This window comes from Butyricimonas sp. RTP31003st1_G1_RTP31003_210430, from assembly GCF_040920905.1.
Classification (GTDB): domain Bacteria; phylum Bacteroidota; class Bacteroidia; order Bacteroidales; family Marinifilaceae; genus Butyricimonas; species Butyricimonas paravirosa.
The window spans coordinates 25366-50623 of record NZ_JBCOSQ010000003.1 but is presented as its reverse complement, the minus strand read 5'-3'; the positions used below and the strand labels follow the sequence as shown (position 1 = coordinate 50623).

The 25258-nt window shown below is 45.9% G+C and carries 22 protein-coding genes; 10 read left to right on the top strand and 12 right to left on the bottom strand.

All coding sequences use genetic code 11. The annotated features are described in order from the left end of the window. Positions 1–18: 18 nt before the first annotated feature. Both AB5542_RS01615 and AB5542_RS01610 read right to left on the bottom strand, forming a co-directional pair. Positions 19–282: a type B 50S ribosomal protein L31 gene (locus tag AB5542_RS01615; protein ID WP_027201758.1), complete on the bottom strand. Its 264-nt coding sequence runs from the start codon at positions 280–282 to the stop codon at positions 19–21. A gap of 229 nt (positions 283–511) precedes the next feature. Continuing rightward, positions 512–1267 carry a Fic family protein gene (locus AB5542_RS01610; RefSeq protein WP_279040482.1) on the bottom strand — a complete coding sequence of 252 codons (756 nt, stop codon included), beginning with the start codon at positions 1265–1267 and terminating at the stop codon, positions 512–514. A 137-nt stretch (positions 1268–1404) separates the two neighbouring features. On the opposite strand from AB5542_RS01610, the gene pgeF reads away from it, so the two are divergent. The 4 genes from pgeF to AB5542_RS01590 are packed head-to-tail and all read left to right on the top strand — an operon-like array spanning position 1405 to position 3824. Then, positions 1405–2220 carry a peptidoglycan editing factor PgeF gene (pgeF, locus tag AB5542_RS01605; protein WP_279040480.1) on the top strand — a complete coding sequence of 272 codons (816 nt, stop codon included), beginning with the start codon at positions 1405–1407 and terminating at the stop codon, positions 2218–2220. A gap of 5 nt (positions 2221–2225) precedes the next feature. Next, on the top strand, positions 2226–2582 hold the full coding sequence (locus tag AB5542_RS01600; protein ID WP_087422618.1) for a CidA/LrgA family protein: 357 nt from the start codon (positions 2226–2228) through the stop codon (positions 2580–2582). An 11-nt stretch (positions 2583–2593) separates the two neighbouring features. Continuing rightward, complete coding sequence (locus tag AB5542_RS01595; RefSeq protein ID WP_087422617.1) at positions 2594–3292, top strand: LrgB family protein; 699 nt, start codon at positions 2594–2596, stop codon at positions 3290–3292. A gap of 1 nt (position 3293) precedes the next feature. Beyond that, positions 3294–3824: a 3'-5' exonuclease gene (locus tag AB5542_RS01590; RefSeq protein ID WP_279040479.1), complete on the top strand. Its 531-nt coding sequence runs from the start codon at positions 3294–3296 to the stop codon at positions 3822–3824. Between the two features lie 8 nt (positions 3825–3832). Here AB5542_RS01590 and AB5542_RS01585 read toward each other — a convergent pair whose 3' ends face one another. Genes AB5542_RS01585 through sppA form a run of 3 tightly spaced genes read right to left on the bottom strand, consistent with a single transcriptional unit; the run spans position 3833 to position 7474 of the window. Then, positions 3833–4645 carry a purine-nucleoside phosphorylase gene (locus tag AB5542_RS01585; RefSeq protein WP_279040478.1) on the bottom strand — a complete coding sequence of 271 codons (813 nt, stop codon included), beginning with the start codon at positions 4643–4645 and terminating at the stop codon, positions 3833–3835. Beyond that, entirely contained in the window at positions 4620–5672 is a 1053-nt protein-coding gene (gene lpxK, locus AB5542_RS01580; RefSeq protein WP_279040492.1) for a tetraacyldisaccharide 4'-kinase, read from the bottom strand. Before lpxK ends, AB5542_RS01585 begins: the two co-directional genes overlap by 26 nt. Positions 5673–5680: 8 nt before the next feature. Next, positions 5681–7474: a signal peptide peptidase SppA gene (gene sppA / locus AB5542_RS01575; protein ID WP_279040476.1), complete on the bottom strand. Its 1794-nt coding sequence runs from the start codon at positions 7472–7474 to the stop codon at positions 5681–5683. A gap of 291 nt (positions 7475–7765) precedes the next feature. Between sppA and murA the strand changes: the two genes are divergently transcribed. Continuing rightward, entirely contained in the window at positions 7766–9073 is a 1308-nt protein-coding gene (gene murA, locus AB5542_RS01570) for a UDP-N-acetylglucosamine 1-carboxyvinyltransferase (RefSeq protein ID WP_027201748.1), read from the top strand. 228 nt (positions 9074–9301) lie between these two features. On the opposite strand, the gene folK is transcribed toward murA, so the two are convergent. The 5 genes from folK to AB5542_RS01545 form a co-directional block, all read right to left on the bottom strand. After that, the gene (gene folK, locus AB5542_RS01565; protein ID WP_279040474.1) at positions 9302–9778 is read right to left on the bottom strand and encodes a 2-amino-4-hydroxy-6-hydroxymethyldihydropteridine diphosphokinase; all 477 of its coding nucleotides are present in this window, start codon (positions 9776–9778) and stop codon (positions 9302–9304) included. Between the two features lie 82 nt (positions 9779–9860). After that, positions 9861–10490, bottom strand: coding sequence for a DUF4290 domain-containing protein (locus AB5542_RS01560; RefSeq protein WP_087422611.1), 630 nt, complete (start codon positions 10488–10490; stop codon positions 9861–9863). A gap of 143 nt (positions 10491–10633) precedes the next feature. After that, on the bottom strand, positions 10634–12904 hold the full coding sequence (locus tag AB5542_RS01555) for an ATP-dependent helicase (protein WP_279040473.1): 2271 nt from the start codon (positions 12902–12904) through the stop codon (positions 10634–10636). A 63-nt stretch (positions 12905–12967) separates the two neighbouring features. Beyond that, positions 12968–13693 carry a 16S rRNA (uracil(1498)-N(3))-methyltransferase gene (locus AB5542_RS01550; RefSeq protein WP_279040472.1) on the bottom strand — a complete coding sequence of 242 codons (726 nt, stop codon included), beginning with the start codon at positions 13691–13693 and terminating at the stop codon, positions 12968–12970. A gap of 105 nt (positions 13694–13798) precedes the next feature. Beyond that, entirely contained in the window at positions 13799–15955 is a 2157-nt protein-coding gene (locus tag AB5542_RS01545) for an elongation factor G (RefSeq protein WP_279040471.1), read from the bottom strand. A gap of 217 nt (positions 15956–16172) precedes the next feature. Between AB5542_RS01545 and AB5542_RS01540 the strand changes: the two genes are divergently transcribed. Both AB5542_RS01540 and AB5542_RS01535 read left to right on the top strand, forming a co-directional pair. Then, positions 16173–16862: a zinc metallopeptidase gene (locus AB5542_RS01540; RefSeq protein ID WP_087422001.1), complete on the top strand. Its 690-nt coding sequence runs from the start codon at positions 16173–16175 to the stop codon at positions 16860–16862. A gap of 476 nt (positions 16863–17338) precedes the next feature. Continuing rightward, on the top strand, positions 17339–18298 hold the full coding sequence (locus tag AB5542_RS01535; protein WP_279040490.1) for an Rpn family recombination-promoting nuclease/putative transposase: 960 nt from the start codon (positions 17339–17341) through the stop codon (positions 18296–18298). Between the two features lie 116 nt (positions 18299–18414). On the opposite strand, the gene metK is transcribed toward AB5542_RS01535, so the two are convergent. Next, the gene (gene metK / locus AB5542_RS01530; RefSeq protein ID WP_087422000.1) at positions 18415–19701 is read right to left on the bottom strand and encodes a methionine adenosyltransferase; all 1287 of its coding nucleotides are present in this window, start codon (positions 19699–19701) and stop codon (positions 18415–18417) included. 308 nt (positions 19702–20009) lie between these two features. Between metK and AB5542_RS01525 the strand changes: the two genes are divergently transcribed. After that, a complete protein-coding gene (locus AB5542_RS01525; RefSeq protein WP_279040470.1) occupies positions 20010–20915 on the top strand; it encodes a cation diffusion facilitator family transporter in 906 nt (301 codons plus the stop codon). On the opposite strand, the gene AB5542_RS01520 is transcribed toward AB5542_RS01525, so the two are convergent. Next, positions 20894–21841, bottom strand: a complete 948-nt coding sequence (locus AB5542_RS01520) for an NUDIX domain-containing protein (protein WP_279040469.1) — start codon at positions 21839–21841, stop codon at positions 20894–20896. The two genes, AB5542_RS01525 and AB5542_RS01520, sit on opposite strands and share 22 nt — an antisense overlap. Positions 21842–22044: 203 nt before the next feature. Here AB5542_RS01520 and AB5542_RS01515 point away from each other — a divergent pair, with 203 nt between their 5' ends. Both AB5542_RS01515 and nagB read left to right on the top strand, forming a co-directional pair. Further along, positions 22045–23229: an ROK family transcriptional regulator gene (locus AB5542_RS01515; RefSeq protein WP_279040468.1), complete on the top strand. Its 1185-nt coding sequence runs from the start codon at positions 22045–22047 to the stop codon at positions 23227–23229. Between the two features lie 28 nt (positions 23230–23257). Further along, positions 23258–25180 (top strand): glucosamine-6-phosphate deaminase, encoded by a 1923-nt coding sequence (nagB, locus tag AB5542_RS01510; protein WP_410518822.1) that lies wholly within the window; start codon positions 23258–23260, stop codon positions 25178–25180. Positions 25181–25258: the final 78 nt, after the last annotated feature.

Sequence of the window (25258 nt, the reverse complement as noted above, 5' to 3'; positions counted from 1 at the left end):
TGTATTATATCAGAAAAATTATTTCTTTCTGTTTTCCATGTGGTTCTTGTAACGGTTCATGAACTTGTCAACACGTCCTGCAGTGTCGATCAGTTTAATTTTACCGGTATAGAACGGGTGTGAAGAGTTGGAGATTTCCATCTTTACTAATGGATATTCAACTCCGTCGATCTCGATAGTCTCCTTCGTTGCGGCAGTAGACTTGGTGATTGTAGTCGTTCCATTAGACATATCTTTAAACGCTACTAATCTGTAATTTTCAGGATGTATGCCCTTTTTCATTTCGTATATAATTTTAAAATTGTTCCTTGGTTTAACGGGCAGCAAAGATAGTTGATTCATTATAAATCACAAAGAATTTCAGAGACTTTTTTAATTGAGGGCGAGAAAAGTCTGGCGAAAAGGGTTGAAATTCACGAGTTATAGTAGGGAGGGAGGTTTCTGGATTAAAAAGTGATGCCGGAGTTTATGCTTGTTAGAACATACTTCCGGCATTGGGAAATGGATAATATTATTTCTGCGGGGAGACTTCTTTGCGAAGCTGAGAAAGTAATTTCTCACCCACGAAGCGTTCGAATGTTTTGGGTGTTGGGGTGTCCTTTTGCATTTTTATGGCAGCGAGGTATTTTGCCTTGTCTTCTCCCGGGATGATGATGAGCGGTTCCCTGAACATCATCTGGATATAGTTCATCATCAGGAGGCCGACGGTAATATTCCCGGCCCCGAAAGGTTTTATGTGCATGAAGCGATAGTGAAAGTCTGCGGCAAGTTTCACGGTCAGTATGTCGTGAACGTTCCCCAGCTTTTCATTTGTCTCTTTACACAATTGTTCCAGCATATCCGGGATCTGGGCATAGTTGGCGAGGATACCCTCTTCATAGTACTCTTCTCCCAGCCGGAAATCGCCCAGCGAGGTATCGTAACCGCCGATCGTCGTGTACACCTCTTTGCCCGTGTGTTGCATTACTTTTGCGCTGACTTCCCGTACGAAGTCGAGCGAGAACCTTTTGCGTTGTTGCGCACATTTAACCAGGTAAAGGAATGCGTTGCTCAGGTCTTTTATCCGGTGCGTGTCTTCTCGTGTTACTTTGGGTGAGATCTCAATGTCGTTCAAGATATTGAAAAAGTCCTGTTTTTTGATGTCCATGCCGTCTAGGCGGGCAATCTCGTAGAGTAACGTTTCCGACCGTCGGGGCGAATAGCCTTTCGTGTCCAGTTTCGCTCTTTCGAGGTATTCTTCGCGGGTTTTACATAGTTCTTGCCACATAATCGTTCTTTTTTATCGATGATACGTGTAAACAAAACGGGGGGTTGTTTTTTTATGGTTATTTGTGACAAGGCGATTTATGTTGACAATTTTGTTTGGAATGTTGTATCTTTGTGCGCTCAAAAGAACGAATAAATATGATTAGGGTTGAGAGAGATAAAGTTACGTTCTACCAGTTCTTGGGATTACGGGATTTTCCGGGATTAATTCATTTCGTGTCAGGAAGGGAAGGTGGCGTTAGTGTTGGTGGGCAAGCTGCGTTGAATCTGGGATTCATGGATGAGGACCGGGATGAACGGGTGTTGACTAACCGGATGTTACTGGCGGAGGCTGTTGGTTGTGGTGTGGATGATTTTATTTTGGGAGAACAAAAACATACCACTCACGTAGAAGTCGTGACCCGGGCGCAACGTGGCCGGGGAGGACGGGAGAAAGCGACTCGCTTATCTTCGACAGATGCTTTGATTACGAGAGAAACGGGAGTTTGTCTGATGGTGCTTGCTGCCGATTGTGTTCCTGTTTTGATGTACGATCCCCGGGTACGGGTTATTGCTGCTGTTCATGCGGGATGGCGAGGTACGGTGGGAAGAATTACAGCGAAGACCGTAGAGCGGATGCGGGAGGAATTTGGATGTGACCCCCGGGATGTGATTGTCGGGATAGGGCCTTCTATCGGCCCTTGTTGTTTTGAGGTCGGGGAAGAAGTCGTGGAGGCGGCACGTGAGGGGTTGGGAGACTTGACGGGATTGATCGAACCGGGGAAACAGGCCGGGAAGTATCTGTTGAATTTATGGGAGGCTAATCGTCGTCAATTACGGCAAGTGGGGGTGGAAGATATTCGTATTGAAGTGGCGGGAATTTGTACCGTCTGTCATCATGATCGATTTTTTTCCTATCGAGGGGACCGGGGAAACACGGGACGATTCGGGGCGGGAATCATGTTAAATATATAGATGGAATGTTAGGAGGAATTTTTATTATTATGGCTTTTTATTTACTGGGTGAATGTTGTGCCTGGTTGATGAACGGTTTTGTGCCGGGGAGCGTGTTGGGGATGATGTTTTTGTTTTTGGCGTTATCCATGCATTGGGTCCGACCGGAGAGAGTGCGTCCGGTGGCTCGTTTCCTTTGTGATAACATGGCGTTTTTCTTTCTCCCGGCGGGAGTGGGGATTATCACGTCCATGGATGTGTTGTCCCGCTACTGGGACATCGTGTTGGTGGTGGGGACGGTGACGACGTTGTTGGTTTTGATCGTGGTGGCGGTTTTGCAACAATGGCAAGAGGATCATCGGGCGCATGGTAAAACGAATTAATTTGTAGGAAGATGCAGTCTATTATTTCGTCAGAGATATTTGTAATAACGTTGGTAGCCGGGGTATACTTGGCTGCGCTTTGGCTATACCGGAAAACGAAGTTGGCGCTGTTACATCCTTTGTTAGTTTCTATTCCGGCGTTAGTGGCGGTGATGAGTGTGATAGGGATTCCGTATGAATCTTTCCAGCAAGGGAGCCGGATGATTAATTTCCTGCTGGGACCTTCTGTCGTGGCCTTGGGCTACGTGTTGTGGGAACAGGTGGAATACATGAAGAGTAATGCGGTGTCGATCATGACTTCTATTTTTGTCGGGAGTTTGGTGGGAATCGTGAGTGTGATTTGTATTGCTCGCTGGATGGGGGCGGACCACGTGTTGATAGCGACATTGGAGCCGAAGTCCGTGACGACCCCGATAGCGATGGGAGTGGCCGAGAAAGCGGGTGGTATTCCTGCCATTGCGGCGGTAATTGTTATCGTGGTGGGGATATTCGGGGGAATCGTGGGGCCTTTCGTGTTGAACAAGTTGAACATTGATAGTAAGATTGCCCGAGGATTATCTCTTGGTGCCGCGGCTCACGGGTTGGGTACTGCCAGAGCGATGGAGTTGGGCGCATTGGAAGGAGCTATTAGTGGTTTGGCAATTGGTTTAATGGGAGTGATGACGGCGATACTGGTGCCTGTCGTCGAGTGGGTAATGTCATTATTTTAGTATGTTACGGGATTTCACGGCCATAGATTTCGAGACGGCTAACCGTTACCCGACAAGCGCTTGTTCTATCGGGATTGTTGTCGTGCAGGACGGAGAGATCACGGAAGAGTTTTCGCATTTGATTAAGCCGGAACCTTACTATTTTAACAAGAAGTTTATTGATATACATGGGATTACTCCCGTGATGGTGAAGGATGCACCTTCGTTTTATGATTTGTGGGGCGTGATCGGGCGTTACTTTGATACGGAGGCTTTGGTTGCCCACAACGCAGGGTTTGATATGAGCGTGCTGAAAGCTTGTTTGGAACGGGCGGATCTGTATGCCCGTTTACCTGAATCTTTTTGTACTTGCCGGTTGTCCCGGAAGTTGGTGAAAGGCTTGCCGAATTATAAATTGAATACTTTGTGTGATCATTTCGGGATTGCGTTAAATCACCACGAGGCGTTAAGTGATGCCCGGGGGGCGGCAAAAATCATGGTTGAATTGTCGAAGTTGAGTCTTTTTCATGATTTTTTCCCTCACTGTCAGTGAGGGAAAAATCATAATTTGCTGATGATCTCTTTGAATATAGCTCCCATGCGAGGTTGAGCGTGGTTGCCCACGTCCTGTACTTCTGCGTGGTTCGTTTTGATAAGTTCCTCGCTGGCCGTGCTGTTCGTGATAACCGACATCCCGAAACATTCCATGTTCATGTGACGGGCAACAATGACTTCCGGCACGGTGGACATTCCCACGGCGTCTCCTCCGATAACCCGAATCCAGTTATACTCTGCCGGAGTTTCGAAGGATGGCCCTTGCAGTCCGGTGTACACGCCTTTTTGCAATGGAATGTTTAATTTATTCCCGGCCTCTTCTGCCAGTTGAATCAAGCGTTTGCTATATGCCTCGGCCATCCCGGGAAAACGGGGACCGAGTTCATCGATATTTTTACCCCGTAGCGGGTGTTCCGGGAATAGGTTGATATGATCCCGAATGATCATCAGGTCACCAACCAGGTAATTCGTGTTCACACCCCCGGCTGCGTTGGAAACGAAAAGAGTCTTTACCCCGAGAGCGTGCATCACTCTCACGGGAAAGGTCACTTCTTTCATGGAATAACCCTCGTAATAGTGGAAACGTCCCTGCATGGCAATGACTTTTTTGCCCCCAAAGGACCCGATAAGCAATTCTCCCCGGTGTCCCTGTACCGTGGAAACGGGGAAGTTTGGAATTGCCATATATGGGATGGCGTGTTCTATCTCTATTGATTTTCCCAATTCTCCCAGTCCTGTTCCCAGGATAATACCGATTGTATGCTCTCCTTTCACGAAGGGGGCTAGGTATTTGCTACTTTCTCGTATCTTGTCTAACATAGTCGTATATATTTTTTATGAGTTGATCTCTTGGAGTTAGGAATTCCGGTTCGATCGGGATATAGAAAATTTGTTGTCTGATCTCTTCCGGTATGTCGCATAACGTGAGGCGGACAGCATCTTTTTCCGTGGTGAAGATACATTTGTCCGTGGAGCTGATTTTATCGTACTCTTGGAGAATACGTTTTATGTCCGTGTCACTGTAATTGTGATGGTCCGGGAATGTGATGTGATCAATCTGGTCTGTCATCTGTTTTAAGTGTTCTACGTAGGGAGCCGGTTGGGCAATCCCGGTGACACAGAGTATGGCCGTTTTCGGGGTTACCGCGTGATGACTGTCCCCGTCCAGCGAACGAGGTTTCCCGTATCTCATGGACGTGAACAAAAGCTGTTGATAGGCTTTTAAATTCAAGTGTTTCAGGATGATCCGTTTCTCTATGGGAGAGATGTTAGCGGGACATTTGGTCACGATGACATAGTTTGCCCTGTCCTTGGCATGGATACTTTCCCGGAGACGTCCAAGGGGAAGTAAATGGTCCTCGTAGATAGGACGGTTATAGTCGATCAGCATGATGTTTATGTCCGCTTTCACGTAGCGGTGTTGAAAACCGTCATCCAAGATGATTACTTCCGGTTTTTCCGGGAGTTGCATGAGTTTCTTGATGCCACGCACTCGATCTGCGTCCACGGCTACCGTGATTTCCGGGAATTTATTCTTTATTTGCATGGGTTCGTCCCCGATGTCGTTTGCCGTGGAGTTTTCCGTTGCCAGCACGAAACCGGACGTCTTTCGTTTATACCCCCGACTGAGGCAGGCTACACGGTAAGCATTTTTCAACTCGTTGATCAGGGATTCCGTGTGAGGGGTTTTTCCCGTTCCGCCCACGGTGATATTTCCCACGCAAATAATGGGAACGTCAAACTCCCGTATCTTTAATATGCCCAAGTTGAACAAGCGGTTACGAATACTGACCCCGATGCCGTACAGTACGCTTAAAGGCCATAAAATGAGATTTTTTAACACAATATTTCGCTTTAATTAAACGTGAGATCGTAAGGTATTCTGGCTACCATGCCTTTTATTTTTAATAATTCTTTCTGTTCCCGGTAAGTATCATAGAAATCGCCCAGTTCTGATTTTAATATGCTGGTTCTGATGCTTTGTGAGAAATTTATCAGAATATCTTCGAAAGGACTGCGTTCAACCGGTAGTTCGGTGATCTGGTAGTTGTTCAGACCTGCTTTGTTTGCAGCGATGGCAATGGCATCTTCCAGTCCGCCTAACACGTCAACCAATCCGAGTTTCAGCGCATCCTCTCCTGTCCATACCCGTCCCTGTGCGATTTCGTTTACCGCCTCTTTGGTCATGTGGCGTCCTTGGCTTACCCGATCGAGGAAGGTGTCATATCCCCGGTTGATGTAGGTCTGCATCACGTTGCGCTCGTAGTCTGTTAAGGGACGATCACTGATAGGGATGGGTAGCGGGTAGCCGCCACCGAAATCACTGTGTTCGTTGGTCTTCACCACGTCGGAAGAAATTCCTAGTTTATCTTTGATCAGTTTCTCTCCGCTGAATAGTAAACCGAATATACCGATGGAACCTGTGAGGGTTGTCGGGTCTGCCACGATAGTGTCTGCCGCACAGGATATGTAGTATCCTCCGGATGCGGCCACGTTACCCATGGAGGCGATGAACGGTTTAGTCTGGGCGGCTAGTTGTACCTCTTTCCAGATAATATCGGAAGTCAGCGCGCTACCTCCCGGGGAGTTTACACGTAACACGATAGCTTTGATGTTTTTATCTTCACGTGCTTTCCGGATGGTCGTGGCTAGTTCCGGTCCTATACTTTCCGGTCCCTGTTGGAATTCGATATTCCCTTGTGCGTAGATCACTGCGATCTTGTCAGCGGCAAAGTTCACGCTTGGGAAAGTGGCTTTCGTGTAATCTTCGAAACTTGTCAGGGATAGTTTTTCATCATCTGTTAATCCACATGCTTCTCGCAGTTTGTCGAGCATGGCGTTTTCGTAAAGGGTTCCATCAAAAAATCCTTCTTTCACGAATTCTTCTGTCGGGTAGATTTTGAAATCATCGGTGATTTGATTGATCTTTTCTACCGGGATATTTCTGCTAGCGGAAATTCCTTTCACGATGTTACCCCAAAGAGAACCTAAATAGGTCTGTACCTGTTCCCGGTTGGCATCACTCATGTGTGTTTCGATGTAAGGTTCCACGGCTGATTTGAATTTACCGACACGAATAACTTCCGGTTGTACCCCGATTTTTTTCAACAGGTCTTTGTAGAATGATATGTTCGCGCTCATTCCGGTTAATAGTAGCGGAGTTTCGGGATTAACGAAAACACTATCGGCAACTGTCGCCAAGTAGTAGCTCTTCTGGGAATATCCCAAGTTAGTATAGCTGTAAATGAATTTACCGCTTTTTTTGAATCTCAACAGGGCATTCCGGATCTCGTCGATCGTGGCGAGTGCCCCGAAGTTAGAGTTGATCTCGGTCAGGTCCAGGTAAATCCCCTTGATGCGGGAATCCTTGCTGGCGTTGTCAATGTATTCAAGTATTTTATTTAGCCCGATTTGTTTCTCTGGGCTCATGGTCATCAAGTTAAAGTTCTGAAATGGATTCTCCGATGCCCTGTCCGGGATCGCTGTCTTCAGTGATAGTTTTAGTATCGTGTTGTCCTTGATCTCGATCGTGGGACTGGAGAAACTGGCTATGGCCCCGACGAGCCCGATAAACACGAAAAACAGGATAACGTGTACGATAATAATACCGACAATGGTCGCTAACAAGTATTTCAGAAAGCTTTTCATTATGTGTTGTTTTAAATTATTAATAATCTCGGGTAAAATTTAGAGATACAAAATATGGCTTATATTGTAAATCTTGTTTACAAATGTATGGATATAATTCCGGTCATACAAAATTTTAATTGATTTTGTCGATTCACTATTTTACAAACTTTGTAAACTTATTTTGTTGACATTTGTTTTTTTGATAGTTTTACGTGCAGAATTCGGTTGCGTTTCGGGAGATAGATATTACCCTTACGATGCGTGGCTAAAATGTTTGTAGCGAAAACTGTAACTCTTTAATTATACGACATGAGCAAATTTGAAGTTATTGGTGGGAGACGATTGAAAGGTGAGTTGGTTCCCCAGGGAGCAAAGAATGAGGCATTACAGGTGATCTGTGCTTGTTTGTTGACTAGGGAAGAAGTGGTTATCAGTAATATCCCGGAGATATTGGATGTGATAAAATTGATTGATCTACTTCGGGGTATGGGAGTGAAGGTAGAGAGACTTCAAAAAGGTGAGTTTTCTTTCCGGGCGAACGAGATAAATTTCGATTACCTGGAAACAGAAGATTTTTATAGTAAAGCGGCTAGTTTACGCGGGTCGATCATGATTTTGGGCCCGCTGTTAGCCATGCATGGTTGCGGTTTGGTTCCCAAGCCGGGAGGGGATAAAATCGGGCGTCGTCGGTTAGATACCCATTTTCTTGGTTTCGAGAAATTGGGAGCCACGTTCGAGTATGATGCGATTTCGGGGTGTTACAAGGCCTCTGCCCAGAAATTACGGGGAACTTATATGTTACTTGATGAGGCATCGGTGACCGGAACGGCGAATATTATCATGGCTGCCGTGTTGGCGGAAGGGGTGACCACGATCTATAACGCTGCTTGTGAGCCTTACGTGCAACAGTTATGCAGGATGTTAAATGCTATGGGAGCCCGGATTTCGGGGATTGCTTCCAATTTGTTGACGATTGAAGGGGTTGAAAGTCTTGGGGGGTGTCAGCATCGTTGTTTACCCGACATGATCGAGGTGGGTAGTTACATAGGACTTGCAGCATTGACCCGTTCGGAGATCACGATTAAGAATGTCGCTATTCCCCAGTTAGGTATTATTCCGGATGCGTTCCGTAAGTTGGGAATCCGGGTAGAGGAACGTGGGGATGATTTATATATTCCTCGTCAGGAACATTACATGATAGAAGATTTCATTGATGGTTCAATTTTGACAATTGCCGATGCTCCTTGGCCGGGGTTGACGCCCGACTTGTTGAGTGTATTCCTTGTTGTTGCTACTCAGGCAAAAGGAAGTGTGCTGATTCATCAGAAGATGTTCGAGAGCCGCTTGTTCTTCGTGGACAAATTAATCGACATGGGGGCGAAGATTATTCTTTGTGATCCGCATCGGGCCACGGTTATCGGGCAAAATCATGAATCTCAGCTACGGGCCACCAAGATGACGTCGCCGGATATACGTGCGGGAATTGCCTTGTTGATCGCGGCGTTGTCTGCGCAAGGGACAAGTGTCATTGATAACATCGATCAGATTGACCGCGGTTACGAGCATATTGATGAAAAGTTGAATGCGATTGGTGCGGAGATCAGACGGGTTGACTGAGGAAGAACGTAATAATTTTAGATTTAGGGATTTTAGATTTTAGATTGAACTCCCCTCCTTCGGGTAGGAGCTGTCCAAAAAGTCATTTCTCAAACTCCCTCCCCCCTTCGGGGTACTCCCTCTATAAACAGAGGGAGAGTTGAAATACTCCCTGTCTTCAGGAAGAGCCACCAGCTCCTCCTCTGTTTATAGAGGAGGTGGCACGAAGTGACGGAGGAGTTTATTTTTTCAAATTATCTCCGCTTTTAGCGTGTCCGTGCATTCTGAGAGAAGAGTGGCAATGGTTTTGTGACTGACCGGATGAATGAAGGCCGGCATGATTTCGTTCAGGGGGGCAAGTACGAAATTACGTTGTGTTAGTCTGGGATGAGGAACTGTCAGGCGAGGTGTGTTGATGATTTGGGAATCACAGAAAAGAATGTCTATATCCATGGTTCGGGAACAGAACTGAGTACCGGAGCGAACTCGTCCGAGTTTTTGTTCCGTGGCTTGACATTTATCCAAAACTTCTTCCGGGAGTAGATTTGTTTCGTAAGTAACGATTTGATTATAAAAAGAATCAGATGATTCGAATCCCCACGGGGCGGTTTCGTAAAGGGAAGAACAGCGTTCGATCTTCCCTATGCTTGACATTTCCGTTATGGCCTCGTCGATCAAGGCTTTCCGGTCCCCTTGATTTCCCCCGAAGATTAGAGTAACTAACATCCCAAGTAATTTTAGATTTGATGATTTTAGATTTTAGATTGAAAGAACATTCAATTTAAAATTTGCAATCTAAAATCTACTATTAGTTGTGTTTTTTGTAAAATTGTTTCTTGTTGTTTTTCTGTTGCTTGTTGTTATTCGTGGGTTTGGTATTTTTCTTCTGCAACAAGTCTTTCGAGTGAGAAAGGATCATTCCTTCCGGCATTTCGATATTGCCACCGTATAATGTATTGATGTCGTTGTAGATTTGATCGTCTTCCACGGAGTCTTTATTCCACGTAAGGAATGATTTTTTCATGTGGTTGGCGGTTAACACCGTGAGTACTCTTTTGATTTCGGGGTCTTCTGTTTCTTTGATTTTCTCGATTAGTTTCTCGGTGAGAAGACCGTAGTGTTTGTATTTGATCCGGTGATTATTATACGGTAACTTTTCCGGTTTTTCTTCCAGAATATCTTTTTCCGGGAGTGGGTAGGGAGAATCAATGTCCAACGTGAAGTTTGACATGATCATCAGGTGATCCCACAATTTATGACGGAAATCCGGAACGTCCCGAAGGTGTGGGTAAAGATTTCCCATCACGCTGATTACTGTTTTGGCTGCACGGGTACGCTCGTCTCTGTCTGTTATTGTTGCCAGGTGGTCAACCATCATTTGAATATTCCTTCCATATTCGGGAAGAATAAGTTTTTTTCTTTGGCTATTATAGTCCATTACAGGATAATTTTGATCTTAAAAATTTTTTATTTTATGGGAAAACGCCGGAAAATCACATTAAAATACCGGAATAATCAATCCCTCGCATCTATTAGAAATTAGAATATGTTGCAAATATAATATTTTTTGTTTATAAGTCATTAATTTGTATGCCCTTGCACGTAAAGTTTTGCAAACTTTAACAATAAAACCTTTTGACCGTGCTTTGGGAACATCACTTTTGCCTTTTTATTTACTCCCAAACCATCTATGGAAATTACCTTTCCCGGGCCAAAATTGGGGTGAAAGATTACCATGTCGGGAATAATCTGTTCCCCGTTGATGGGTACCAGTTTCGAGGTGTCAATGTCCGGCACTTCAACCTTGGGTTGAAGGGTAATGTTAGGACGTACCACTTTTTCCTGTATTCCGGGACCGTGTAACGAGCGTCCCATGGAGGGACGGGCCGGGGTGAAAAATCCATCCAAGTAGTGCGGGTCGATTTCCGCGATAAACCGGGAGGGTTGCGGATAGACCACGTTACCATTTTTGTACCGGGAAGTGGAATAGGTCATGATCACTCTTTTCTCTGCACGGGTCAGTGCCACGTAAAACAACCTTCTCTCTTCTTCCAAAGCGGAAGGGGAATAGGCACTTTGCTGGGCGGGGAAAAGTTCTTCTTCCATGCCCACGATAAAGACGTTTTCAAACTCCAGTCCCTTGGCGGAGTGGATGGTCATTAGAGTCACCTTATTATTGTCTTCCGGTTTCTCGCTATCCTGATCGGTTAACAGGGCAACCCCTTCCAGAAATGCAGGGAGTTTGTCATCCCGCCCTTCCTTGTAAGCGGTTTCACAGAAATCTTTGACAGCATTCAGTAACTCCTGTATGTTTTCTCGGCGGGACACCCCTTCCGGCGTGTCATCGGAAGAAAGGTCTTCTATGATACCGGATGCTTTGGCCACTCGATAAGTTGTTTCGTATGCATTCTCTTCTTTGGCAATCTCGGTGAATCCCTCGATTAGTTGCCTAAAATGAGTTAGTTTGGCTGCAGTCATGGCAGAAACCATACCCGGAACTTTGTTCAAGTTGCAAAGTAGCGTCCAGATGCTCACGTTGTATTTTTGTGCCACTTCTTTCAGCTTGTCGATCGTGGTGTCCCCGATGCCTCGCCGCGGATAGTTGATGATTCGTTTTAAGGCTTCCTCGTCATTCTGGTTGATTGTCAGTCGCAGGTAGGCTATCAGGTCTTTGATCTCCTTGCGTTGGTAGAATGAAAGTCCACCGTATATTTTATAAGGTATATTTCTTTTTCGTAAGGCCTCTTCCATGATACGGGACTGGGCGTTTGTCCGGTACAGAATAGCGAAATTGTTGAACTCCGCTTGTTCGTTCTGAGAGATACGGAATATCTCCTGTGCCACTTGGAAACCTTCTTCCTTGTCGGATAAGGCTTTCATCACCCGGATTTTATCTCCTTCCTCGTTCTGGGAGAATGTTTTTTTCGGAATTTGTTCCTTGTTCCGGCTGATGATGCTATTTGCCGCGTCAACGATGGTGGTCGTGGAACGGTAATTTTGTTCCAACTTGCACAACTTGTAGCCCGGGTAATCATTTCGGAAATTCAAGATGTTTTCGATACGGGCTCCCCGGAATGAATAAATACTTTGTGCGTCATCACCTACCACGCAGATGTTTTTATGCTGTTCTGCCAGTTTCTTGATAATAAGATACTGCGAATAGTTCGTGTCCTGGTACTCGTCCACGAGTATGTAATCGAACTTCTTCTGGTATTTTTCCAGTATCTCCGGAAAATCCCGGAAGAGAATATTCGTTTGCAATAGGAGGTCATCGAAATCCATGACGTCGCTTTGCTTGCAACGGGCTTGATAATACTTGTATATTTCCGAGATCATGGGTTTCTTGGCCGCTTGGTCGGCAGAAGTGATCTTTGCCGATTGGGCGTATGCCTGTGCCACGACGAGGTTGTTCTTGGCCATGGAGATGCGTCCCAGCACGTCATTGGGCTTGTACACCTTGTCATCCAGTTTTAGGTCCTTGACAATAGACTTGATCAGGTTTTTCGAATCCTGTGAATCATATATCGTGAAATTGGACGTGTACCCGAGATGCTCGGCTTCAACCCGTAGAATTTTGGAGAAAATGGAGTGGAAGGTTCCCATCCATAAGTTGGCAGCGTTACCTTGTCCCACGAGGGTGGCAATACGTTTCTGCATCTCCCGTGCGGCTTTGTTGGTAAACGTCAGTGCGAGAATACGGTAAGCGGGTACTCCCTTGCTCAACAGGTTCGCGATACGATATGTCAATACCCTTGTTTTACCCGATCCTGCTCCGGCAATCACGAGCGTGGGCCCATCCGTGTTCACGACGGCCTCTCGTTGGTTCTCGTTCAATTCGTTAATAAAATCCACGATAAATAAATTCAGAAAAACATTTAACCTTGTGTCTGCAAAAATACAAATAATATGGCAGAACTACTTCATTTGGGATTTATGTTTTATTTCATTCATAAAATTGATACTATGGCAAGCAACAATTCCGGCAGTCTCCGTTCGCAGGCGACTTTCCCCAAGGGTTACGGGTATGAAGTTGTTTTCTAAGGCCAGCGTGATTTCATTTCCCGAAAAGTCTCCCTCCGGGCCGATGAGGATCGTGATGTCTTGGCCGGGTTGATAGATTTCTTGAAGTGATTTTTTATACCCCTCGTCACAATGAGCGATACATTTCAACGTGGATGGATTGTTTTTCACAAAATGGGAAAATTCAGTCAAGGGGTTGAGTTTCGGTAAATAGGCTTTCAAGGATTGTTTCATGGCGGAAATAATCACTTTCTCCAGTCTATCTTCCTTGATCACCTTGCGTTCCGAGTGATCGCAGAGTAGGGGAGTAATTTCGTCAATCCCGATCTCCGTGCATTTTTCCAGAAACCATTCGATTCGTTCAATATTTTTGGTCGGGGCAATGGCAATATGAATGCGGAAAGCCCGTTGCCCGTACTCCTCTGTTTTTTCCACACAGCGAACTTCACAGCGTTTCGGTTGTGCCTGGATAATCTCGCAGCGGTAGAAACCGCCTTTCCCGTCGATGAGGAAAATTTCGTCTCCTACCTCTAGGCGGAGTACTTTGACACAATGTTTGGATTCCTCTTCCGGGAGCGTGTACTCGTTTGTCGTGATGTCCGGCGTGTAAAACAGGTGCATAAATTGAGTGTTTTGATTTCGGTGCAAAAATAAGAAAATGTCCTTGAATTGCGGTTGTTCTTTAAGAAAGAAAGCCGATCATTGATCGGCTCTCTGCTTTTCTGTCTATTCGTCTTCTTCTTGCTCTTGGTAAGCTTTCAACAATTCGTCTTGAACCTCAGCCGGTACTTTTTCATATCCGGAGAAATTCATGGTGAAAGAGGCTCGTCCTCCCGTGATGGAACTCAATGCCGTGGAGTAGCGTTGCATCTCTTTCAACGGTACTTTAGCCATCAATTTTTGGAATCCGGAATCGGCTTCCATACCCATGATGATTGCTCTACGGGTTTGCAGGTCGCCCATGACGTCCCCCATGTATTCATCCGGAACGAGAACTTCCACGTCATAGATCGGTTCCAAAATCTTTGGGGATGCTTGTTTGAACGCCGTACTGAAAGCATGACGTCCGGCAAGTTTGAACGAGATTTCGTTTGAATCCACGGGGTGCATTTTTCCGTCGTATACGCTGACACGTATATCCCGCGCGTATGATCCGGTAAGCGGTCCTTCTTCCATCTTTTCCATGATCCCTTTCAGGATAGCGGGCATGAAACGAGCGTCGATCACGCCTCCCACGATACAGTTGTAGAATACCAGTTTACCGCCCCACGGAAGTTCAACGACTTCGGTGTCTTTCACGGAAATTTTACTATCCACGCCATTGATCTTGTACATGGTCGGGGCGGGCATTCCTTCCGTGTAGGGTTCGATCACGAGATGAACCTCGCCGAATTGTCCGGCACCACCCGATTGTTTCTTGTGGCGATAGTCCGCGTAAGCGTATTTCGTGATGGTTTCACGGTACGGGATACGTGGCGGGTAGAATTCGATTTCCAGTTTGTCGTTATGTTCTATACGCCATTTCATCGTGTTCAAGTGGAATTCTCCCTGACCGGAAATAATCATTTGTTTCAATTCTTTGGAATATTCCACGAGGAAGGTCGGGTCTTCTTGGTGAATCCGTTGCAGGACTTCCGCCAGTTTTTCTTCGTCGCTCGTGTTCACGGCCTTGACGGCTGTTCTGAAACGAGGATTCGGGTATTGTATCTTGCCGAACTTGTAATGAACGTCTTTCTCGTTCAAGGTATCGCCGTTATTCGTGTTTTTCAATTTCACGGTAGCCCCGATGTCTCCGGCCATCATTTCGGTCACTTTTGTCCGGTTCTTTCCGGCCACGGCATATAGTGTTGAGATACGTTCTTTCGCATCATTGGTGGCATTGTACAGGTCGTCCCCCTCGTGGACAGTCCCGGATGCCACTTTGAAGTAGATCACTTCACCCAAGTGAGGTTCAACTGTCGTGTTGAACATATATAAAGAAGTCGGGCCTTTCTCGTCGTACGGAACTTCGTCCCCGTCTTCCGTAATGGAAGGTGGCATGGAGCCGGCACTGGGAGCCACGTTGATCACGAACTCCATGAAACGGCGCACGCACATATCTTTTTCTGCCGACACGCAGAAAACGGGGAACATATCCCGTGCGATAAGTCCTTTGCGAATTCCGGCACGCATTTCATCTTCCGTGAGACTACCCTTGTCAAAGAACAATTCCATCAATCCCTCGTCGTTTTCAGCGGCCGCTTCGATTAGCGCGTTATGTAATTCGTTCGCTTTTTCTTCTTCTTCCTTGGGAATGGGGAGTACGTCGGGTTTACCACCTTCCGGTTTCCATTGATACATCTCCATTTTCAAGACGTCGATGACGCGGTTAAAGCCGATTCCCGGGTTCACCGGGTATTGAACTAGCACGACTTTCGAGCCGAAAGCTGCCTTGGCCTGTTCCACCGCATGATCAAAGTTTGCTTTCTCGTGATCAACCTGATTTATAACGAAAATGAGCGGTTTGTTTAGTCTTTTGGCATGGCGGCTGATGATTTCGGTACCGACTTCAATACCTCTGACGGCGTTAATAACCATTACTCCGGTATCAACAACGTTCAGCGCAGAGATAACTCCTCCGACGAAATCGTCTGCTCCCGGCGTGTCAATGAAATTGAGCTTGTGCTCCTTCCATTCTGTATACAATACAGCCGGGAATACTGATGATCCGTATTCCTGTTCTACCGGACGGTAGTCGGATGAAGTGTTTTTTGCACTAATGCTACCTCTGCGCGGGATGACCCCGCCCTCATACATCATAGCTTCCGCTAACGTGGTTTTGCCGGACCCGGCACTACCCACGAGCGCGATGTTTTTAATTTCGTTAGGTTTATAGGTTTTCATTATAATACGGTTTAGATTAATATTGTAAACGTATATAACTCTTCGAATAATTCGAGGGTTACAAATTAGTGAAGATTTTCTAAAAAAACAATAGAGAATGTCATTCTTGACGAAAATAAATGCAGAAAGCCCGTGTTAGTATTTTTTATATATCGAACCCTAGGGCGATGGCGTACTTTTTGTATATCTTTGAGAAGAATTTTAATTATAATATTTTATGGCAGGATTACCTTTAATTTGGATTATATTTATCGGGTTTACTTTGTTGAGCTGGCTGGTGAGCCATCAATTACAAAGTCGTTTTAAAAAATACTCTAAGATACCCACCGCTAACGGGATGACAGGGCGTGACGTGGTGGAGAAAATGTTGCGGGATAACGGGGTGCAGGGCGTGAAAATCGGTAGCGTGGAAGGACAATTAACGGATCACTACAACCCCACGAACAAGACTATTAATTTAAGTCACGAAGTATATTATGGTGCCAACGTGGCCGCCGCCGCTGTCGCTGCCCATGAATGTGGACACGCTTTACAGCATGCACAAGCGTATAGTATGTTACAATTACGTTCGGCTCTGGTTCCGGTGGTGAGTTTCGCGTCACATTGGGTGCAATGGATTTTGTTGGCGGGGATTCTGTTATTACAGCAATTTCCACAATTGATGTTGATCGGGATTTGTTTGTTTGCTTTGATGACTTTGTTCAGTATTGTCACCCTGCCTGTGGAGATTGATGCCAGTCACCGGGCTTTGGCTTGGTTGCGTAACTCCGGTATCACGACTTACGAATCACAGGAGAGTGCTAAGGATGCTTTGAAATGGGCCGCTTATACTTACGTGATTGCCGCTCTTTCTTCTTTGGCTACCTTATTATACTATATCATGATTTATTTGGGAAGAAGAGATTAAGTTTCCGACGTGTTTTAGAAGAAGATTTTTAGGAATAATTCATTGAAAAGGAGTGGGAACACTCCTTTTTTCGTCGTGTGCGGGATGATGTTGCGTTTTGTTGGGAGGGGGAGAGGGTTTTACTTGGGCTTTAAAGGGGTATATCAAGGGTTGGGTATGGGAATGGTTTGGCTGTTGAGTGATTATTGGGTGACTGTTAGGCGCCATCGCCCGATTGTCGCCCGATTATCGCCCGATCATCGCCGCCATTTTAACAGGATATAAGGAAAAATAACATACACCGGATTCCGGTTTGGTAAAGCAATCGTGAAGTAACAGGGAGGTAATCAAGATCCTTGCCTCTAGTTCAACCCGGTTGGATGGGAGACTTTAGGGATATTTGTCGGATCGAGGTGATCGCTTTGAATATATTTTATTGTTAGGACGTGTAAGTCGAAGTTTTTGTGTACATTTGTAGATGTATAACAATAAGTTGCATCATGGGAAAATCTAATTTAGTTCGTTTTGATTGGGCTGCAAAGCGTTTATTGCGTAACAAGTCTAATTTCGTGGTATTAGAGGGGTTTTTGTCCGTGCTTTTAGAGGATGAGATTCACATTGAACGGATATTGGAGAGTGAAGGCAACCAACAGAAGTTTGATGATAAATTTAACCGGGTTGACATGCTTGCTGAAAATTCGAAAGGCGAGTTGGTTATTATAGAGGTCCAAAATAACCGGGAACTGGATTATTTCCACCGGATGTTGTACGGGACTTCCAAGGCGATCACGGAATATATGAATCAAGGGGATCCTTATGCTAAGGTGAAAAAGGTGTATTCTGTTAATATTGTTTATTTTGATTTGGGGCAGGGAGATGATTACGTGTATCACGGGTACACGGAGTTCCGGGGAATTCATACAAAAGATGTATTGCGATTATCCGTTCAGCAACAAGAACAGTTTGTTTGTCATGATGCCGGGGAGTTATTCCCGGAGTATTACGTGTTACGTGTGGACGAGTTTGATAAGTTAGCCAAAACTCCTTTGGATGAATGGATCTTGTTTTTGAAGACGGGTGAGATTGCGGAGAATGTTACCGCTAGTGGTTTGCGGGAGGCAAGGGAACGTTTGCGGGTAGATAAGTTGAGTGATGCGGAACAGAAAGAATACGAGCGTCACATGGAAGCATTACGTTATCAGCGTAGTGTTATTCAAACAGGATGGATTGAGGGAAAAGCTGAAGGAAAAGCCGAAGGGATAAAAGAGGGAAAGGCCGAAGGAAAGGCCGAGGGGATAAAAGAAGGAAAAATAGAAGGTATGAAGGAAGGTATGAAGGAAGGGGAGAGGAAAGGTAAATTAGAGGTTGCCCGTTCTTTGAAACAGATGGGATTATCTGTTGAGAGTATTGCTGTTGCCACCGGATTGTCTATTGATGATATTGAATATCTGGAATAGCAAAAGATACTGGAATAGATTTTATTCTATAATATTTAAAGAGGAAAGGTTTACCTGCAGATGGTTTGTTTTGCGAGTAAGCCTTTCCTCTTTTTATGTTTCTATAACATTGAGGTTTATTTAAACGCCTCTTTGATTTTCTCGATATAGTCCAGCTTTTCCCACGTGAAGAGTTCTACTTCTTTTTCGATGGTTGGCCAGTAATTCGAGGAGAACACTTTTTTCACGATTCTGGGAGTACGTCCCATGTGGCCGTAGCTTGCCGTTTCCTGATAAATCGGGTTACGGAGTTTCAGGCGTTCCTCGATGGCTTTCGGACGCAAGTCAAAGATTGAAGTGATTTTTTCGGCAATGGCGGCATCACTCAAGTTCACCTTGGCTGTTCCGTAAGTATTCACGAAAACTCCGACGGGGCGGGCAATACCGATGGCGTATGAAATTTGTATCAGTATTTCATCGGCAATTCCTGCAGCTACCATGTTTTTTGCGATGTGCCGTGCGGCGTAAGCGGCAGAACGGTCTACTTTAGACGGATCTTTCCCGGAGAAAGCACCTCCCCCGTGGGCTCCCTTGCCCCCGTAGGTGTCAACGATAATTTTTCTTCCGGTTAATCCCGTGTCCCCGTGAGGACCACCGATCACGAATTTTCCGGTAGGGTTCACGTGAAGAATCAAATCTTCATCGAAAAGGGCCTGTACCCGTTCCGGCAATTGGCGTTTCACTCTCGGTAACAAAATATTAATGATGTCCCAGCGTATTTGATCCACCATTTGTGCATCGGCCTCCAGCTGAGCTTCCGGGGTGGGAGCCGTGGCCTTGACAAATTCGTCGTGTTGGGTGGAGATCACGATGGTATGAATCCGGGCGGGTTTATTGTCGTCCCCGTATTCGATGGTTACCTGTGATTTGGAGTCCGGACGCAGATAGGTCATTTCCTGGCCTTCTTTGCGGATTTGTGCCAGTTCGTACAATAATAAATGTGATAGCTCGAGAGATAACGGCATGTAATTGTCCGTTTCGTTACAAGCGTAACCGAACATCATGCCTTGATCTCCGGCTCCTTGTTCCATGGGGTCTTCCCGAACAACGCCACGGTTGATGTCGGGGGATTGTTCGTGAATGGCACTCAGTACACCACAACTGTTCCCGTCGAACATGTATTCGCTTTTCGTGTAACCGATACGGTTGATCACTTCCCGGGCGATACGTTGTACGTCTACATATGCTTCGGTTTTGATTTCCCCGGCAACAATGGTTTGCCCGGTAGTTACCAATGTCTCGCAAGCTACTTTGGCATCCGGGTCAAAGGCGATGATTTTGTCAAGTACAGCATCGGAAATCTGGTCTGCCACTTTGTCGGGGTGGCCTTCCGATACAGATTCAGATGTAAATAAATATCCCATAATTCATTTTAGATTTAGTGATTCAGTGATTTGGTGATTTAATGATTTGATGATTTAATGATGTTGTAACAAACGAATCACTTAATCGAAAATCATTTAATCTCTCAATCTCTTTATCGTAAATTAAACTATAGGAAAGTACATGGATGGTTGAATTCAGAATTAAATATGCATTTTAGCGCTTTTTTTCCGTGGTTGCAATCAGCCAAATCTTTCCACTTTTTCGAGGGGCAAAGATAGATTTTTATTAGATAGGAATGAAACTTTCTTTCGTAAAATGAGTATTTTTGTTATTAAAGAATGTAATTATGGGACACGATCATTCACATACCGGGCATCAACACGCTCATGGAGAGAGTACGAAGAATTTGGGTATCGCTTTTTTCCTGAATCTGGGATTTGCCGTTATCGAGATTGTTGGGGGAATATGGACCAATTCGGTGGCTATTATTTCCGATGCGGTACATGATTTCGGGGATGCTTTTTCTATCGGGGTTTCTTATTTTCTGGAACGTTATTCGAGAAAGAAGAGGACCGTGACATTTACTTACGGGTATAAACGATTTTCGACGCTGGGGGCGTTAATCAATTCGATCGTGTTGCTGGTAGGGTCGATCTTCGTGTTCATGGAGACGATTCCCCGTCTATTTCATCCCGCGGAGGTGAATTACTCCGGGATGATGTGGTTGGCGGTGGCGGGACTTGTCGTGAACGGGTTCGCTGCCTTGCGGTTGATGAAAGGAAATTCGATCAGCCAGCGGGCCGTGATGTTGCATTTGCTGGAGGACGTGCTGGGATGGGTGGCCGTGTTGATCGGTAGCGTGATTATTCGTTACACGGGATGGTATTTTATCGATCCGCTACTTTCGGTTGGTATCGGGGTGTTTATTCTGACGAACGTGTGCCGGAATTTGTACGCAATTTTCAGAATCCTTTTGCAAGCTGCGCCGGAACATATGCCGGAGGATAAGATAAAGGCCATTTTGCTAGAGGTGCCGAACGTGAAGGACGTGCATGACCTGCACGTGTGGACGCTGGACGGGGAAAGGAATATCGCTTCGGCTCACCTGATTGTGGCTGATGATATTTCCCGGGCGGATGCCATCCGGGTGAAACATGATGCCGTGGATCGGTTGAAGGAGGCGGGCATAGATCACCTGACCGTGGAAATCGAGTTCGAAGGGGAGGGATGTTATAGTTGTCCCGTGGAATGACGGGAGGCATCAATCTGTTCCGTGAACTCGGAGATTTCGGGAAGGAAGTTTTCGTCGAGACGGGCGAATTCCTTGGCAAAGTTTAGGCCTTTTTCAAGTGCTTGTAATTTCTGAGAATGACGATTTGTTTTTTCGTAGACGGTAGCCAAGTTCCAGCAAGCGGCCAGAATGGATGGCGGCGTCTCGTACTCGTCGTCGTACGTGTCCTCGTAAGCGGAAACAGAGCGACGGAACATCTGTTCCGCGGATTCCCAGTTGCCCCGGTCGTAATGGAGTTGACCTAATCGAAACAAGTAGCTGGCTAGGGGTGTTACGAGGTAATCGTTATGGCGAACCTGTTTAACGGATTGTTCGTAACTTTCCAGTCCTTCCAGTAAAATAGAATCGAGTGTTTCGGGAGTTGTCATGATCTCTTGCAGGTAGGGATCGTCAATAGAAAGCCATTTGTAATCTAGGCTTTCGTTCAAGTCTATGTGTATACGTTTATTCCCGGTATATGCGAATACGAAACGAAAATCGTGATGATAGTGCTGATCTTCGTTTTTCTTCTCATTACGTGGGATCGGGTGGGAATTGATCTCAACGCAATAGGGTTTGTTTTTAATGAGGTTGATGGGAATCAGTTGTTCGGCTGTCAGTCCGGTTTCTTCTTCCACTTCCCGTAATGCAGCTTCGAAGAGAGAATCATCGTCGAGGTCCACGTGGCCACCGGGAATATGCCATTTATCAAGGGTCTTGTGATGTAGTAACAGGACTTCACGGGAGGGAATGTGGATGATCGTTCCGCTTGCCGTGATGTGTCCGGTGAAATTTTTACGGTCACACAAATCTTCTTCGTCGAAGTTGTTGAATAGTTCGATGAACTTTTTACTTGCCCCGTTTTTCAGGTATTTCAAGTGTTTTTGTATTTCCAATTTCGTTACCATAGTCGCTAAATCCCCTTTTAATGGTTAATTTGTAAAAATACACTTTTTTATTTTCAAGTACTCGTTTGGGGAATGTAATTTTATAAAATAGAGTTTGTAATGAAAATATTTTTCATTTTTAGCTTGACTTACGTAAATATTTTAGAAAGTATTCGTATATTTGTGATGGAATAAACACGATTCTTTTTGAAAAACGGAGAGCGATGAATGACTCGAATACCATAAATAAAGGTTCACTACCGGGATTGAAAGAGAAACGGTACTTGCAGAAGAAAGCAATTATCGGTTTTCTTTACCGGATGGGAGAGTTGTCCAAGCCTGAGATTTGTCGCCTGACAAACGTGACCACACCGACGGTTAGTCGCATGATCGAAGAGTTGATCGAAGAGGGATGGGTGATTGACCGGGGATGCGGAAATTCGATCGGGGGTAAACGTCCTCACGTGTTTTCATTAAATCCGGATGCCGCGTATATATTAGGAGTGGATATTGGTCGGGAGTACCTGCGGGTGGCTATCTTCAATTTGAAGAATGAGCCGATTGAGGGTATTCTGGAATATCCCTCGATTTTGGAAGAGCAGGATGATGAGGCGACTCTCCGTTACGTGCGGGAGAAGATTGACGAGACGATTGGGCGTTTGAATGTAGATCGGGCAAAGATCAAGATGGCAGGTTTCGCTCTTCCGGGGTTGATCGATCGGGAGGGAACTTCGTATACTTATTTGACGTATGAACAACCGGGGATAAAGAGTATTTTGGAGGAAATGCTGAAAATCCCGGTATTTATTGATAACGATTCTAACGTGATGGCCATGGCGGAACACACGTTCGGGGTAGCCAAAGACGTGAATAACGTTTTGTGTATTAGCGTGAACGAGTGTATCGGTTTGGGGATGATCCTGAACTCGAAATTATATCGCGGGGGAATTGGCATGGCGGGAGAGTTCGGGCATATCCGTATTTCTGGGTTGGAGGCTCCATGTCATTGCGGAAAGATCGGTTGCTTGGAAACCGTGTCTTCGGGACGGGCTATCGAGAAGGTGGCCGGTAAGCCGTTACAGGATATTATCGAGGCGGCCCGGAAAGATGATATTTCGGCTATCGACCTATTGCATCGTGCGGGAGAGAAGTTGGGAGAGGGAATAGCCACGATGGTACATTTGTTTAACCCGGACATGGTAGTCATCGGTGGGGAGATCGTGCAAGCGGGCGATTTGATGCTGGTTCCGGTTCAACAGGCGATAAATAAGTACGCTTTGGCTCGTATGCGAGGACATTGCGAGTTGAAGATGAGTAATCTGGGTGTTTATTCGGCGATATTGGGTACGTTGATGATGGTCATGGAACATTTGTATGATGACACGGAATGCGGGTACTCGCTTTATTGACAAGGAAAAAATTAAAGATAAAGATATGATGATTACTAAAAACTACATCGCTAAGGGCGAGGGAGCCAACAGGTTCGAGAAGATTCCTGTTCAGATTTATGAAACAGCGGACGAGGCTGTGAAGGCCGTTGCCCGTGAGATTGTGGATTTGGTACAAACGAAAGCGGTTAGCAGTGAAAAGTGCGTTTTAGGTTTGGCGACCGGGGTTTCCCCGATCAAGTTGTATCAAGAGCTGGTGAGGATGCACCGGGAAGAAGGCGTTTCTTTCCGTAATGTGGTTACGTTCAATTTGGACGAGTATCTGCCGATGCCGAAAGAGTCGGAGCAGAGCTACCATTATTTCATGCACCACCATTTGTTTGATCATATAGATATAGACCCGAAGAATATTCATATCCCGGACGGAACGCTGGAAGGGGATGAAATAGATAAATTCTGTCGGGATTACGAGAAGGCGATCGATGCTGCCGGGGGAATTGACCTCCAGATATTGGGTATCGGACGTACGGGACATATCGGTTTTAACGAGCCGGGGTCTTTTATCACGTCCCAGACCCGGAAGGTGTTCTTGAACGACTTGACGATAAAAGACGCGATAAAGGATTTCGGAAGTAGGAATCTGGTACCCACGAAAGCGATCACGATGGGAGTCGGGACGATCATGCAGGCCCGGAGAGTGATCTTGATGGCGTGGGGAGAGAAAAAGGCCCCGATTATCAAGGCTACCGTGGAAGGACGGGTGTCAGATTCGGTTCCGGCAACTTTCTTGCAGATGCATTCTAACGTGCAATTTATTATTGATGAGAGTGCGGCTAGCGAATTGACCCGGGCGGATTACCCGTGGTTGGTGAGCAAGGTGGATTGGGATGATAAGCTGATTCGTAAAGCGGTGATTCGGTTGTGCCAGAAGTTGAAAAAGCCCATTTTGAAAGTCGAAGATAAAGATTATCAAGATAACGGTTTGAGCGATCTGATCGAGAAGTTCGGTTCTGCAAACAAGGTGAATATTGCCGTGTTTAATGATATGCAGCACACCATTTCCGGGTGGCCGGGAGGGAAACCTAACGCGGATGATTCAACCCGTCCGGAAAGAGCGAATCCTTACCCGAAACGGGTGTTGATTTTCAGTCCGCATCCGGATGATGACGTGATCTCGATGGGAGGAACGGAGGCCCGTTTGGTGGAACAGGGGCATGAAGTTCATGCGGTTTACCAAACGTCCGGGAATATCGCCGTGTTTGACGATTACCTGTACGAGATGATGGATATTGCCGATTTGTTCGCCCAAAATATGGGAGTGTCCGGCGAGGGGTACAAGCAGGTGAAGGAGACGATTCGGAATCTGAAACCGGAGGGAAGTGAACCTAAAGAGGTGCTGAAGTTCAAGACGGCCTTGCGGGCGGCAGAGGCTTTGGCAGCTTGTCGGTTTATGGGTATCCCCTCGGAGAGAGTACATTTTTTGAATTTGCCTTTCTATGAAACGGGTTCCGTGAAAAAGAACCCGTTGGGAAAAGAAGATATTGATATTATCGTGAATCTGTTGCGGGAGGTGAAACCTCACCAGATTTATGCTGCCGGAGACTTGGCCGATCCGCACGGAACGCATAGTGTTTGTCTGGATGCGATCATGCAGGCTTTTGACGTCGTGTGTGAGGATGACTGGTTCAAGGATTGTTACGTGTGGTTGTACCGCGGGGCTTGGTTGGAATGGGAGATCGAGAAGGTGGATATGGCGGTGCCGGTAAGCCCGTCGGAGTTATCCATCAAACGACAAGCGATTTACCGACACGGTTCACAGAATAACGGACCGGCTTACCCGGGAGATGATCCTCGCGAGTTCTGGCAGCGAGCCGAAGACCGTAACCGTAACACGGCCGACTTGTATAACAAGTTGGGAATGGCGGAGTACGAGGCGATGGAGGTCTTCGTGCGCTACAAGCATAGGAAATAAATGTTGTGTTTTATATTTTTTTTGCTGGAGCGGGGTCTGTTTTTAGACCCCGTTTCTTTTTTCGCCTGTGGCGAGTTG